This window comes from Cellulomonas sp. P4_D11, assembly GCF_056401915.1.
The window spans coordinates 46,787-60,405 of sequence record NZ_JBFUIK010000023.1; the positions used below are offsets into that span (position 1 = coordinate 46,787).

Genomic DNA, 13,619 nt, shown 5'->3' on the forward strand with positions numbered 1-13,619 from the left:
CGAGTGACGACGGTCGTGCGGCCGGCGTCCACCACGGGTGGACGCCGGCTGTCGGCTGCGCTCTTCCGGCGGCCTCGGCTGCGGCTCGCGGCTCTCCTCGTGCTGCCGACGACCTGGCTCGTGCTCGTCTACCTGTCCGCGCTGCTGGCCCTGCTGGCCACGGCGTTCTTCTCGGTGGACGAGTTCACCAACGAGGTCGTCCGCACGTTCACGCTCCAGAACATCCAGGACGTCCTGTCCGACCCCGCCTACCGGTACGCGACGCTGCGGACGGTGGGCATCGCCGCGGCCGTCACGGTGCTCTGCACGCTCCTCGGCTTCCCGATGGCGTTCTTCATGGCCAAGGTGGCGCCGCCACGCCGGCGGGGGCTGCTCGTCGCCCTCGTCGTCACGCCGCTCTGGGCGTCGTACCTGGTCAAGATCTACGCGTGGCAGGCGATGGTCCAGCCCGAGACCGGGGTGCTGGCGTGGCTGCTGGCGCCGGTCGGCCTGGACGGTCCCGGCTACGGCGTGGCGGCGACGATCCTCACGCTGACCTACCTGTGGCTGCCGTACATGATCCTGCCGGTGTACGCGGGGCTGGACCGGATGCCCGACAGCCTCCTCGACGCCTCCGGCGACCTCGGCGCGCGTCCCGGCCGCACCGTCCGCAGCATCGTGGTGCCGCTGGTCTACCCGTCGATCGTCGCGGGCTCGGTGTTCACGTTCTCGCTCAGCCTGGGCGACTACATCACCGTGCAGATCGTCGGCGGGCGCACCCAGATGCTCGGCAACATCGTCTACCAGAACTACACCAGCAGCCTGCCGTTCGCGGCCGCGATCGCCCTGATCCCCGTGGTGATCATGGTGATCTACCTGGCGCTGGTCCGGCGGACGGGAGCTCTGGACAACCTGTGAGGAACTCCCGCCGCGCGCGCTGGACGTTCGGGCTGCTCATGGCCTTCGGCCTGGCGTTCATCTATGTGCCCCTGGGCGTCATCGTCATCAACTCGTTCAATGCCAGCACGGTGTTCGCATGGCCGCCCAAGGAGTTCACGACGCACTGGTGGACCTCGACGTTCGGCAACCAGAGCGTCCGGTCGGCGGTGCTCACGTCGATCGAGGTCGGCATCGTCGCGACCGCCGTCGCCCTCGTGCTCGGCACCCTGCTGGCCTTCGCCCTCGGGCGGTACACCTTCTTCGGGCGGCACACGGTCTCGCTGCTGGTCGTGCTGCCGATCGCGCTGCCCGGCATCGTCACCGCGCTGGCGTTCCGCACGGGGTTCCGCACGTTCCTCGGGCTCGAGCTCTCGATCTGGACCGTGGCGATCGCCCACGCGACCTTCTGCATCGTCGTGGTCTACAACAACGTCCTGGCGCGGTTGCGCCGGACGGGCACCAGCCCGGAGGAGGCGTCGATGGACCTCGGCGCGGACACGTTCACGACGTTCCGGCTGGTCACGTTCCCGTTGCTGCGCGGGGCGATGGTGGCCGGCGCGCTCCTGGCCTTCGGGCTCTCGTTCGACGAGATCGTGGTGACGCTGTTCACCGCCCCGCCCGGCGTCACGACCCTGCCGATCTGGATCTTCCAGAACCTGTCCCGGCCGAACCAGGGACCGGTGGTCAACGTGGTCGCCGCCGTCCTCGTGCTGGCGTCGATCATCCCGATCTACCTCAGTCAGAAGGTCGCCGGCGAGTCCACCGGCGGCGGGCGGATCTAGGTGCAGGGAGGGCCCGAGCCTGGTCCCTGACCGACGCGGTGCTGCACACTGCACGCATGAGGGCGCCCGCGCCCGCGTCGTCGGGAAGCACGTCGCCCCTCCGGGTGAACCTGCTGGGGGGCTTCGGCGTCCGCGTCGGAGACCGGCCGGTGCCGGACGCTTGGCGGCTGCGCCGCGCCAAGTCCGTCGTCAAGCTGCTCGCTCTCGCCGAGGGGCACCGGATGCACCGCGACCTGGTGGCCGAGACCCTGTGGCCGCAGCACGACCGCGCGGCGGCGGTCAACAACCTGCACCAGGCGCTGCACGCGGCCCGGCGAGCGCTCGGGTCGGCAGGCGGCAGCCCGGAGCTGCTGCGCCTGCACGACGACGTCCTCACGCTCGGCCACCCCGGGGCCGTGCGCACCGACGTCCAGGACTTCGAGGCGGCGGCGCGTACCGCACTCGCCGCGGGCCGAGCTGCCGACTGCCAGGCCGTGCTCGACGCGTTCCCGGCCGAGCTCCTGCCCGAGGACCGTTTCGAGGACTGGACCGACGAGCACCGGCGCCGGCTCGACGGTCTTCGTGCAGCGGTCGAGGCGGCCCTCGCCGAGGCCCTGGTCGACGCGGGCCGGGCAGACGAAGCGGTTCGGCTGCTGCAGAGCTCGTCGACCGGCCACGCCACGGACGAGGCGCGTCAGCGCACCCTGATCCGCGCTCTCGACGCGACGGGCCGGCACTGGGACGCGATCGACGCCTACGAGTCTCTGCGGTCGACGCTCGAGGAGCACTACGGCTCGTCGCCGGAGCCGGAGACCGTCGACCTCCTGCGGCGAGTCCTCGCCGGACAGGTCGCGCTGCCGCTCCGGTCGGCCACCAACCTCCCCGTCAGCGCAACCACCTTCGTCGGGCGCCGCCGAGAGCTGGCGGAGCTGCACGGGCTGGTGGACCGTACCCGGTTGCTCACCCTGAGCGGTCCGGGTGGGGTGGGCAAGACGCGTCTTGCCGTGCAGCTCGCCCGACAGCTGACGGCCTCGCCCGCGTTCCCCGACGGTGTCTGGTTCGCCGCGCTGTCCGGTCTGCGGGACGGCTCGCACGTGGCGGCCACCGTCGCCGCGGTTCTCGGGCTCACCTCGATCCACGCGACGATCCGCCCCGCCGCCGTCGCCGACCTGGTGGCCGACCGGCGACTGGCGCTGGTCCTGGACAACTGCGAGCACGTCCTCGAGGCCGCCGCCGCCCTCGTCGACGCGATGCTCGCGCGCAGCCCTGGGCTGCTCGTCGTGACGACGAGCCGGGAGCCGCTGCACCTGCCCGGCGAAGTGGTCTGGCGCGTCCCGTCGCTGGGCGTGCCCGAGCTGAGCCGGGCCTCTGACCCCGCCGCGACGGCTCGGCACGAGTCGGTCCAGCTCTTCGTCCGGCGGGCCACGGAGGTGGCACCGCACTTCCGTCTGGACCGGTCGACCTCGGCGGCCGTCGCCCGCATCTGTCGTCGCCTGGACGGGATACCGCTGGCGCTGGAGTTCGCCGCTGCCCGCGTCGCTCACCTCGCGCCCGCGCAGATCGCGGCGCTCCTCGACGACGCCCTCACCACCGTCGCGGGCCGGGTCCGGAGCGTCCCCGACCGCCAGCTCACGCTGCGGGCGACCCTGGACTGGAGCCACGACCTGCTCGACCGGGACGAGCAGGTGCTCCTGCGCCGGCTGTCCGTCTTCGCGGGCGGGTTCGGCCTCGACGCTGCCGAGCACGTCTGCGCCGCCGGCCCATTCGAGGGTGTGCGCGAAGCCCTCGCGGGCCTGGTCGACAAGTCCCTCGTCGTCGCGGACACGAGCAGGGCGCCCGCGGCGCGCTACCGGCTGCTCGAGGTGGTCCGCAGCTACGCGGGCGGGCACCTCGCTGACGCCGGAGAGGCCGCCGAGCTCAGGCGCCGCCACGCCCTCTGGTACGTCCGGCGTGCCGCTGCGCTGGACACCGAGCGCAGCGGACCGGTGGCCGGCGAGCCGGACGCGTGGCTGGGGCTCGAGCTCGAGAACCTGCGCGTGGCGCTCGAGACCGCCCTGGACGAGGACCCGGACGGGGCGCTCGAGGCGATCCTCGCGGCGTGGCGGCTCCTGCTGGCCCGCGGCATGCACGCCGAGGGACGTCGCTGGCTGTCGCGCGCGCTGGACGCATCGAGCAGCCGGGGCGACCTGCGGGCGCGCGCGCTGTTCGCCACGGCCGTCTTCGAGATCCGGCTGGGCCGCTCGGCGCACGCGGCGGCCATCGGCGCCGAGATCGCGGAGATCGGCGCGGCGCTGGACGATCCCGACCGGGCCGCCGAGGCGTGCCAGCAGCAGGTGCTGCTGACCTGGCTCGCGGGCGACTGGGCGCAGACCGACCGGCTCGTCGCGACGACGGCCCCGAGGGTGGCCCGGTCTCCCGGCGCGTGCGCCGCGCACCACCACCTGTGCGCACTGCTCGCCCTCAGCCGGGGCGACATCGAGGCCGCGCGCTCCGCCGCCCTGCGCAGCGCGACCGCCCTCGACGAGGTGCCCGACGACGCGCCACCGTTCTTCCCGGTCTGCTCGCTGGCGTTCTCGGTGGGGCGCGCGCGGAACCTGCACTTCCCGGTCTTCGAGGAGACCATGCTCGCGGGGCGCCGGGTCGGTGTGGCGCAGGCCCGGGGGTACGTGTGGTCCACGCTCGCGCTGGCCGAGCGCATGGACGGGCGGTTCGCGGCAGCCACGGCCGCGCTCGACCGGGCCGGACGTGCGTTCCGGGCTCTCGACGACCCCGCGGGACAGGCCCACGTCCTCGTGCAACGTGGACATCTTCTGCGCGAGAGGGGCGAGCCGGCGTCGAGCCGGACGTGCTTCGCCTCCGCGATCGACCTGAGGGCGGGAATCCAGGACCAGCGCGGCACGGCGGTCGCGCTGTCGGGGCTCGCAGTCTCCGAGGCCCTGCTCGGCAGGAGGTCGCGGGCACGGTCCCTGGCCGACGAGGCGTCGCAGGTGCTGGAGGGCTCCGGCGACCTCCCGGGTCGGTCGGGAGCCCTGGACGACCTCGCCGCGGTCGAGGTCGTGTGCGGGCGGCTGGACCGTGCGGCCCACGCCGTCGAGCGTGCGCTGTCCCTCGCGGCCGTCCCGTCCGCGCACCGCTCCGTCGGGTGGCAGCACACGCTGCTGGCAGGGTTGCGACTCCGTCTCGGCGACGGGGTCGGCGCCGCCGCCGAGCTCGGCGCCGCCACGGCCGTGTTCGACGAGATCGGCGAGCGACGCGGGCTGGCCGTGGTCGGTCGGCTCGGCGACCGGATCGCCCGTGCAAAGCCGCCGCTAAGAGCGCACGGCGCAGGATCGCGGTGATCCAGCCCGACGACACGGGAGGCAGCGGTGATGAGGGACATCCTGACCGGTCACGCGCTCGGCGAAGCGACGCTCGCCGAGCTGCGCCACGACCTCGAGGGCACGGTGGTCGTGCAGACGGACCGCGACTACGACCAGGCGCGCCACGTCTGGAACCACAGCATCGACCGGCGCCCGGTCGCCGTCGTGCGCTGCGCCGGAGTCGCGGACGTCGTCGCCAGCGTGCGCTTCGCCGCGAGCGAGGGGCTGCCGGTCGCCGTCCGCGGTGGCGGGCACAGCGTGGCCGGCTTCTCCACGTGCGACGGCGGGGTTGTCCTCGACCTGCGCGAGATGCACGCGGTGCACGTCGACCCCGTGGCTCGACGCGCCCGGGTCCAGGGCGGCGCCCTCTGGAGGCACGTCGACCGGGAGAGCCAGGTGCACGGCCTGGCGACGACCGGCGGACTGGTCTCGTCGACCGGCGTCGGCGGCTTCGCGCTCGGCGGGGGCATCGGGCACCTGGCCCGAAAGCACGGTCTGACCTGCGACAACGTGCTGTCCGCCGACGTGGTGACAGCCGACGGGCAGGTGCTCCGGGCGGGTCCGGACGAGAACGCCGACCTCTTCTGGGCGCTGCGCGGCGGCGGGGGCAACTTCGGGGTGGTCACCTCGATGGAGCTGGCCATGCACCCGGTCGGGCCTGTCGTCCTCGGCGGCGTCGTCTTCTACCCCGGCCACCAGGCCGCTCAGGTCGTCGCCGGGTGGCGGGACGCCGTCGCGGGGACGCCGGACGAGCTGACCTCCCTGGTCAACCTCACGTCGGCACCGCCGCTGCCCGTGCTGCCGGTCGAGGTCCACGGGACGAAGGTCGCCGCGGTCGTGGCGTGCTGGAGCGGACCCGCCGACGTGGGGGAGGAGGTCGTGCGGCCCTTGCGCTCGCTCGGCGACCCGATCGCGGACCTGCTGGGGCCGATCCGCTACGTCGACCTGCAGCAGCTGGTCGACCCCCTGTGGCCGGCAGGCGCCTCGAACTACTTCACCTCGGCGTTCCTGGACGACCTCCCGGCTGCGGCGGTGGAGCTGTACGCGGACGCGCACCGCCGCGCCGCGGGCCCCCCCGCCCTCTGCGAGCTGCACGTCCACCAGCTCGGTGGGGCGGTCGGCCGCGTCGCGACCGAGGCGTCCGCGTTCGCCGAGCGCACCGCGCCGTTCGTGGTCAACTGCCTCGCCCGGACGCCCGGGACGTCCGACGCCGCGCCCCTGGTCGACTGGGCGCGAGCGACGCGCGACGCGATGGCCGCGTACGGCAGCGGCAGGATGTACGTGAACTTCACGGGGGAGCCGGAGCAGGGCCGAGCCCGAGCCTGCTACCCGCCGCAGACCTATGCGCGCCTTGCCGAGGTCAAGCGGCGACTCGACCCCGAGAACGTGTTCCGGTTCAACCAGAACGTCCTTCCCGCACCCTCGACCGGGGGGTGAGCGACGATGTCGACGGGATGGGACGTGGTGGTCGTCGGTGGCGGCGCCGCCGGGTGCGTGCTCGCGGCTCGCCTGAGCGAGGACCCCTCGCGGCGGGTGCTGCTGCTCGAGGCGGGTCCGGACCACCGGGTGGACACGCCCGACGACGTCCGCGACGGTCGGCGCGCCACCATGCAGCACGACTGGGGCTACACCGAGGTGCCCGGCCCCGACGGCACCGCTCGACACCTCCCGCGCGGCCGGTTGCTCGGGGGGTGCTCGTCGACCAACGCCACGTTCGCCCTCCGGGGTCACCCCGGCGACTACGACGCCTGGGCGCTCGCCGGCAACCCTGGATGGTCCTTCGCCGAGGTGCTGCCCGACTTCGTCCGGCTGGAGTCGGATGTGGATCACGGCTCGGAGCCCTGGCACGGCGACCACGGGCCTCTGCCCGTCCGCCGCTACGGCGACCACGAGCTGACGGACGTCGCGCGGGCGGGGGAGGAGGCGCTGCGGGACATCGGCTGCGCACCCGTGCCGGACCTCAACGCGCCTGGCGCCGTCGGGGTGGGCCGGATCCCGATGAACTGCGTCGACGGCAAGCGGGTGAGCACGGCCATCGCCTACCTGCCGCACGACGGACAGCGGGCGAACCTCAGTGTCACCTGCGGTGCCGAGGCACGCGACGTCGTCCTCGAGGGCGACCGCGTCACCGGCGTCCGGCTCCTGTCAGGAGAGACCGTCCACGCCGACCGCGTCGTCCTCTGCGGCGGCGCGTACGGGAGCCCCGCCCTGCTCCTGCGGTCCGGGATCGGTCCGGCCGAGCACCTCCGGGCCGTCGGCGTCCGTCCGAGGGTCGACCTGCCGGGAGTGGGCGCCAACCTCGCAGACCATCCCGTGGCGTCGGTCGACCTCCGCTATCCGGGGACCGTCGAGCCGGTGCCGTTCTTCCAGGTCGCGGCCACGGCCCGCAGCGACGGGGCGGACCCCGCCGGTCCACCCGACCTGCAGCACATGGTCGGCGGGCCGTACCCCGACGACGAGACTGCGGCCTTCTTCGTCGGGACCGCCCTGCTCACGCCGCGCTCGCGCGGCAGCCTCAGGCTGGTCAGCGACGATCCCGCGGCGCCACCGCTCATCGACCTCGGCTACTTCCGCGAGCCCACGGACCTGGACCGGATGGCCGAGGGGTTCGAGCGCGTGCGGGACGCCTGCCGGCAAGGTGCCGTCGCCCGCCTCTCGGGCGGAGCCGAGCTGCGACCCGGTCCGGAGGTCCGTCCCGGCGACCGATCCGCGCTGCGGGCATGGATCCGGCGGGCCGCGTGGATCTACCACCACTCCGTCGGAACCTGCGCCATGGGCCCCGATCCGGCGGACGGCGCGGTGGTCGACGCGGCCGGGCGCGTCCACGGCGTGGCCGGGCTGTCCGTGGTCGACGCGTCGGTGATGCCCGACATCCCCTCGGCCAACACCCACGTGCCCACGATCATGGTCGCCGAGCACCTGGCAGCCCGGTTCACGAACTGACCCCCGGGGCATCCGCCGGAGCCTCCGGAGCTGTCCATGCCCTCGTCACAGGCTCACGTGGTGCGCAGACCCGCCGCGAAAGTACGCCCGCTTCGTCCCGTCGCTGACTAACGTGTCCCTACGTGCTGGCCTCAGGAAAGAAGGCGTCATGAACACGTTCGGGCAGTGGCTCTGGCTGATGATCTGGTTCTTCCTGTTCTTCCTCTATCTCATGATCCTGTTCCAGATCATCGGGGACCTCTTCCGCGACCGGGAGCTGAGCGGCTGGTGGAAGGCGCTCTGGGTGATCGGCCTGGTGTTCATGCCGTTCCTCATCGCGCTCATCTACCTGATCGCCCGCGGCCGGGGGATGGCGGAGCGGCAGCAGGCGGCCGCGCTCAAGGCGAAGTCGGACGCCGACACGTACATCCGGAGCGTCGCGGCGGGCAAGTCGCCGGCGGACCACATCGCCGACGCCAAGGCCCTGCTGGACTCCGGGGCCATCGACGCGGACGAGTTCGCGGCGCTCAAGGCGAAGGCGCTCGCCTGACGTTCTCCTGACGACCTCGGGCCGGCACGCGTGCGTGCCGGCCCGAGGTCGTTCGTCGTCCGTCTCAGCTGGTGAGGATGCGGTTCTTCTGCACCTCGAACTCGATGTCGCTGAGCACGCCCGCGTCGCGCAGGGAACCCAGCTGGGCCAGCTGCGCGAGCTTGGCGTCCATGTCGGCCGGTGCGGCCGCTGCCGGCGGCGGCGGGGCGGCGTAGACGGGCTCGGCCGGCGCGTACTGCTGCGGCGGCGGCGCGGCCTGCTGCTGCTCCTGCTCCGACCAGCGGCCCGCCTGGCGGCGCGACACACGGTTGGACACGGCGGTGGCGGTCCCGGCGATGACGGCGGTGCGGGCCACCCCGCGGATCAGTCCTGGCATCTGATGTGCTCCTCTTCTCGAAGGGGGGTGGGCCGGCTCAGCCGACGGTCTCGGCGGCGTCGAGCGCCGCGATGACCGCCTGCACGGGGATGCGTCCGCCGGCGACGAGCTGCCCGCCGGCGCGCCGCAGCGCGACCGCGAACGGCGCGGCCCAGACGTTCTCGTAGATCAGGACACCAGCGGCGTCGCCGGGCTCGAGGGCGTTGGCCGCCTCGGCGAGGTCGTCCTCACCGAGCAAGCCCGAGGACGCCCCCTCGAACACCGTGAGGTCGACACCCCCGTCGGCGAGCTGGGCCAGCTCGAGGCCGGTCACCGAGCCGTCCTCGGACTTCTGGATGAAGGCCAGGTCGAGGATCCGGATGATTCCCCTGTCCACCAGGTCGACCAGCAGAGGGAACGCCTCACCGGTCAGGTTGGCGTGGGGGAACGCCACCACCAGATAGTCGATCGGGCCGGTCTCCTCGAGGCCGGACAGGTCCTCCGTCATTGGCTGTTCCTCTCGCGCGCGGGGGCTGTGTTGTCGCTGCTGACGTGCCCTTCCTGGTGAACGTAGCAGCCGTGTTCCGATGCAGACAGTGGGTCTTTTGCCCGGTTGTCCCGAGGCACCCGAACGGCGGATCCCGCCGTCGTGCCGATCGCCCGACCCTCAACCGCGCAGCGCGGCCAGGAGTGCGCCGGCGGTCGCGGCGGCACCCGCGATCCACACCAGGGTGGGCAGTCGCTGCCAGAACGGCTTCACGCGCGCACCACCTCGCCCTGGGCCGTGACCTCGACGTCGACGGCCTCGAGCGGCTCGGTCGCGGGCCCGTTGACCACCGCGCCGGTGGCGGCGTCGAACCCGCTCCCGTGGCAGGGGCAGCGGATCACGCCGCCGCTCACACCGCCGACCAGGCAGCCCTGATGGGTGCAGACCGCGTCGAAGCAGTGCACGGTGGTCCCGTCGCGCGTGAGCACCAGCTTCTCGTCGGCGAGCACGAGACCGCCGCCGTCGGGCACGTCGTCCAGCGCAGCCAGCGGGCCGGACCCCTTCCCGGAGCTGTCGTCGGCGCCGGGGTAGCCGTCGCTGCCACCGTCGTCGTTGCCACCGTCGTGGCCGCCCGGAGACGGCCCCAGCGCGACGAAGCCGACGTAGCCCACGGCACCGGCCGCGAGCGCGACGCCGGCGCCCTCGAGCACCGCGCGGCGACCGACCTCGGACCCGGTCACGTCAGTAGCTCACGTATCCGGACTGGCCGAAGAACCAGAACGCGGAGCTGAACCACAGGACCACCAGGACGCCGGCGAGCAACCCGCCCAGCACGGGCACCACCGGCGACGGCAGGCCCCGCAGGCGCAGGGCCAGCATCTTCGCCGCGAACACGCCGTAGAAGACGCAGCCCGCGACGGAGTGCACCAGGACCCGCGTCGACCCGTCCTCGAACCCGAGCGACCAGACGCAGTGGAAGACGACCGGCATCGTCAGCAGGAACGCGGCGACGCCCGTCCAGCGGTGCAGCCAGGTGACCCACCCGGGGGCATCGGTGACTCCCGGCAGCCGACCCCACATCGCGAGGGCGGACAGGACCTGGACGACGACGAGCGCGGCGGCCGCGGTGGTCAGCCACGCCTTCATCTGGAGCATGCCGCTGAAGCCCAGGGTGGTCAGCGCGGCACCGTCTCCCGGGTGGACCCTGGCGTAGGCGGCGAGCGCGGCCGCGACCGCCAGACCGACGGCACCGAGCGCCGCCAGCCACCACTGCGGCGGCCGTTCGGCCGCGTGCGCGTCGGTGCCCACCCGTCGATGGTGCTCTCCGCGGGGCGCGGGGAACAGCCCCTCGCTCACCAGCCGAGGGCGACCGGGTCGAGCTCGCGCAGAACCTCGGGGTCCATGATCAGCGTGATCTCGGTGATCAGGCCGTCCACGACCGTGAACGCGAAGGCCGAGCGGGGGATCCCGCCGGGGGCCCACATGGCGCCGACCGCACCCCCGAGCAGCGCGAGCTCCGCGGTCTGCGCCCGCCCGGTGAAGTACCGCGCGACCGCGTCGGCGCCGTCCGCGTCGGCCGCGTCGTACCGCGCGATCACGGCGTCGGCGCGCAGCTCGACGTCCGGGTCGAGCATCGAGAGCAGCGCGTCGAAGTCGCCGCCACGGGAGGCGGCGAGGAAGGCGTCCACGACGTCCCGCTGCTTCGTCAGGTCGGTCTCCGGGGTGACGGGGGCCCCCTGCACCCGTCGGCGCGCGCGGCTGGCCAGCTGCCGGGTCGCCTCGGGGGAGCGGCCGACGATGGGCGCGATCTCGTCGAAGGGCAGCGCGAACATGTCGTGCAGCACGAAGGCGAGCCGCTCCCCGGGCGTCAGGGTCTCGAGGACGACGAGCATGGCCAGCCCGACCGACTCGGCGAGCACCGCCTCGTTCTCGGGGTCCACCACGGTGGAGTCGGCGGCTGACCGCGGGTGCGGGACGTCGACGTCGAGGACGTCCTCGCGGCGGGAGCCGCGGCTCCGGAGGCGGTCGAGGCACAGCCGCGCGACGACCGTGGTGAGCCAGCCGGCGAGGTTGTCGACCCCGTCGGCGTCGGCGCGGTCCAGCCGCAGCCAGGCGTCCTGGACCGCGTCCTCCGCCTCGTCCGTCGAGCCGAGGATCCGGTACGCGACGGCGCGCAGGCGCCCCCGGTTCTGCTCGAACCGTCGGGCCAGGTACTCGTCGTCGCTCATCGGCCACATCCTCTCGCGGGCGGGTTCGTGATGCTGACGGAACCCGGACGCGGGATGTGACGGGTGAGGTGCTGCACATACGTGCAGAAGCGCTGGACGCCCGTCCACGCCGGTCCTAGCGTCGGGATGCCGGCCCGCCGACGGACGGTTGGCCCGCGAGGGAGGCCACCATGCTCTCCGACCACTCCGCACTACCGGTCCTCGCCGTCACGGACATGGATCGAGCGCGCGGGTTCTACGAAGGGACGCTCGGGTTCAGGAGCACCGGCGACGTGCCCGACGGCGTCGTCTACGGCACGTCCAACGGCGGCTTCCTGGTGTACCCGTCGTCGTACGCGGGGACCAACAAGGCCACCGCGATCACGTTCCAGCTGCCCGGCGCCGCGTTCGACGCGGAGGTCGCCGCACTGCGCGCCGCCGGCGTGTCGTTCCAGACGTTCGACCTGCCCGGTGACGCCACCTGGGACGACGGCGTGCTGTCGGACGGCAGCATGAAGGCGGCCTGGTTCGCCGATCCGGACGGGAACGTCCTCAACATCGAGACGGACCCGACGCACTGACGGGCGAGCGTCGGGCGGAGATCGACGGCGACCTCCGCCCGGCTTGCCGCTCAGTCGTCGTCGATCTCGGTGCCGTCCGGCGCGATCACGTACCAGACGCTGTTGAGCCCCTGGCCGTTCACGTCACCCGGGGCCGTGTCCTGCGCGAACGTGTAGATCGGCCGCCCGTCGATCGTGATCTGGAGCTTGCCGTCGGTGCCCGTGATGGTGCCGACCTCACCGGTCACGCCGGTGACGGTCGGGGTCGCGTTGTCGGTGGTGATGGCCGGCCACGCGGCGGCGCACTCGCCCGAGCACGCGCTGGTGCCCGAGCCCTTGGTGTCCTTGAGGAAGTAGTACGCCGACATGCCCTTGCCGTCGACCACGATGGTGCCCAGCGAGCTCTCGGCGGTGGACAGGTCGGTGCCCGCCGCCGCCGCCGCCGCGGCAGGGGTCTTGGCCGGGGTCGAGGACTCGCTCGAGGGGGTCGAGTCGCCGTAGCCCGACGACGTGTCGCTCCCCGAGCCGCCCCCGCAGGCGGTGAGCGTTGCCGCAGCCAGCAGCGCGGTGATCGAGAACAGGACGGTCCGCCTCATGATGGTCTCCTCTGGTCGGTAGCCGGCCTCCCCCTGGGGGACCTGCTACCTGGGACCACGGCGCCGGGACGGCAGAGGTTCAACGCCCGGTGAACCTGGACGGCGCGCGTGCCGTTGAGGGGGTAGGACCAGGATCGAGCCCGGAAGGAGGCGGCGTGGCCGAGGAACCTGACGCGCTCATGCGCGCGCTCCACCAGGCCTACGCGCGCCCCCTGCAGCACTACGTCGTGCGCCTCACCGGCGACCACGCGCTCGCCCAGGACGTGGTCCAGGAGGCCATGGTGCGGGCCTGGAAGCACCCGGAGGTGCTGGAGCGCGAGGAGGGCGCGACCCGCGCGTGGCTCTACACCGTGGTGCGCAACCTCGTGATCGACGACCGGCGCAGCGCCCGGCACGTGCGGGAGCGCACCACCGACCAGGATCCCGACACCGCCCAGCCCGACGCGACGCAGGCCGTGCTCGACAGCTGGCTGGTGGCGGACGCGCTGGAGCAGCTGTCCGCGGAGCACCGGGCCGTCGTCGTCGGCGCGTACTACGGCGGGCGGTCGGTCGCCGAGCTCGCCCGCGAGCACCAGATCCCCGAGGGGACCGTGAAGTCACGCATGCACTACGCGTTGCGGGCGCTGCGCCTCGCGCTGCAGGAGAGAGGAGTCTCGTCATGACCGGGCGGGAGGCCGACGAGCGGCCGGGCGACGACGCGTTCCGCGACTGGGACGCGGCGTACGTCCTGGGCGCGCTCGAACCCGCGGACCGTCGAGCCTTCGAGGAGCACCTGCGCACGTGCGCGTCCTGCCGGGCGGCCGTCGCGGACCTGGCCGGCATGCCGGGGCTGCTGCGGATGGTCTCGGCCGAGGACGCCGCGGCGCAGGACGAGGCCCGAGAGCACGGAGCCGAGGCCCATGAC

At 73.3% G+C, this 13,619-nt stretch carries 15 protein-coding genes; 9 read left to right on the forward strand and 6 right to left on the reverse strand.

The genetic code is table 11. From position 1 onward, the window contains the following. The first annotated feature begins 3 nt into the window (after positions 1 to 3). The 6 genes from AC1DT4_RS14720 to AC1DT4_RS14745 all read left to right on the forward strand — a co-directional run bounded on the left by AC1DT4_RS14720 (position 4) and on the right by AC1DT4_RS14745 (position 8,510). On the forward strand, positions 4 to 897 hold the full coding sequence (locus AC1DT4_RS14720) for an ABC transporter permease (RefSeq protein WP_477090542.1): 894 nt from the start codon (positions 4 to 6) through the stop codon (positions 895 to 897). Next, positions 894 to 1,700: an ABC transporter permease gene (locus AC1DT4_RS14725; protein WP_477090543.1), complete on the forward strand. Its 807-nt coding sequence runs from the start codon at positions 894 to 896 to the stop codon at positions 1,698 to 1,700. Before AC1DT4_RS14720 ends, AC1DT4_RS14725 begins: the two co-directional genes overlap by 4 nt. 56 nt (positions 1,701 to 1,756) lie before the next feature. Beyond that, a complete protein-coding gene (locus tag AC1DT4_RS14730) occupies positions 1,757 to 5,017 on the forward strand; it encodes an AfsR/SARP family transcriptional regulator (RefSeq protein ID WP_477090544.1) in 3,261 nt (1,086 codons plus the stop codon). 30 nt (positions 5,018 to 5,047) lie between these two features. Continuing rightward, positions 5,048 to 6,475 (forward strand): FAD-binding oxidoreductase, encoded by a 1,428-nt coding sequence (locus AC1DT4_RS14735; protein ID WP_477090545.1) that lies wholly within the window; start codon positions 5,048 to 5,050, stop codon positions 6,473 to 6,475. Positions 6,476 to 6,481: 6 nt separating this feature from the next. Continuing rightward, on the forward strand, positions 6,482 to 7,981 hold the full coding sequence (locus AC1DT4_RS14740; RefSeq protein WP_477090546.1) for a GMC family oxidoreductase: 1,500 nt from the start codon (positions 6,482 to 6,484) through the stop codon (positions 7,979 to 7,981). A gap of 148 nt (positions 7,982 to 8,129) precedes the next feature. Continuing rightward, a complete protein-coding gene (locus AC1DT4_RS14745) occupies positions 8,130 to 8,510 on the forward strand; it encodes an SHOCT domain-containing protein (RefSeq protein ID WP_477090547.1) in 381 nt (126 codons plus the stop codon). 64 nt (positions 8,511 to 8,574) lie between these two features. Here AC1DT4_RS14745 and AC1DT4_RS14750 read toward each other — a convergent pair whose 3' ends face one another. The 5 genes from AC1DT4_RS14750 to AC1DT4_RS14770 form a co-directional block, all read right to left on the reverse strand. Then, positions 8,575 to 8,886, reverse strand: a complete 312-nt coding sequence (locus tag AC1DT4_RS14750) for an SHOCT domain-containing protein (RefSeq protein WP_477090548.1) — start codon at positions 8,884 to 8,886, stop codon at positions 8,575 to 8,577. A 37-nt stretch (positions 8,887 to 8,923) separates the two neighbouring features. Then, complete coding sequence (locus AC1DT4_RS14755; RefSeq protein WP_477090549.1) at positions 8,924 to 9,373, reverse strand: DUF6325 family protein; 450 nt, start codon at positions 9,371 to 9,373, stop codon at positions 8,924 to 8,926. A gap of 248 nt (positions 9,374 to 9,621) precedes the next feature. After that, positions 9,622 to 10,092 (reverse strand): Rieske (2Fe-2S) protein, encoded by a 471-nt coding sequence (locus AC1DT4_RS14760; RefSeq protein ID WP_477090550.1) that lies wholly within the window; start codon positions 10,090 to 10,092, stop codon positions 9,622 to 9,624. Position 10,093: 1 nt separating this feature from the next. Beyond that, complete coding sequence (locus tag AC1DT4_RS14765) at positions 10,094 to 10,660, reverse strand: DUF6529 family protein (protein ID WP_477090551.1); 567 nt, start codon at positions 10,658 to 10,660, stop codon at positions 10,094 to 10,096. Between the two features lie 44 nt (positions 10,661 to 10,704). Beyond that, positions 10,705 to 11,580: a sigma-70 family RNA polymerase sigma factor gene (locus AC1DT4_RS14770; RefSeq protein WP_477090552.1), complete on the reverse strand. Its 876-nt coding sequence runs from the start codon at positions 11,578 to 11,580 to the stop codon at positions 10,705 to 10,707. 170 nt (positions 11,581 to 11,750) lie between these two features. Here AC1DT4_RS14770 and AC1DT4_RS14775 point away from each other — a divergent pair, with 170 nt between their 5' ends. Next, on the forward strand, positions 11,751 to 12,140 hold the full coding sequence (locus tag AC1DT4_RS14775) for a VOC family protein (protein WP_477090553.1): 390 nt from the start codon (positions 11,751 to 11,753) through the stop codon (positions 12,138 to 12,140). A gap of 50 nt (positions 12,141 to 12,190) precedes the next feature. On the opposite strand, the gene AC1DT4_RS14780 is transcribed toward AC1DT4_RS14775, so the two are convergent. After that, a complete protein-coding gene (locus AC1DT4_RS14780) occupies positions 12,191 to 12,715 on the reverse strand; it encodes a COG4315 family predicted lipoprotein (protein ID WP_477090554.1) in 525 nt (174 codons plus the stop codon). 155 nt (positions 12,716 to 12,870) lie between these two features. Here AC1DT4_RS14780 and AC1DT4_RS14785 point away from each other — a divergent pair, with 155 nt between their 5' ends. Next, positions 12,871 to 13,377 carry a sigma-70 family RNA polymerase sigma factor gene (locus tag AC1DT4_RS14785; protein WP_477090555.1) on the forward strand — a complete coding sequence of 169 codons (507 nt, stop codon included), beginning with the start codon at positions 12,871 to 12,873 and terminating at the stop codon, positions 13,375 to 13,377. Further along, the coding region (locus tag AC1DT4_RS14790) for a zf-HC2 domain-containing protein (protein WP_477090556.1) at positions 13,374 to 13,619 on the forward strand (246 nt) is incomplete at its 3' end. The genes AC1DT4_RS14785 and AC1DT4_RS14790, both read left to right, overlap by 4 nt.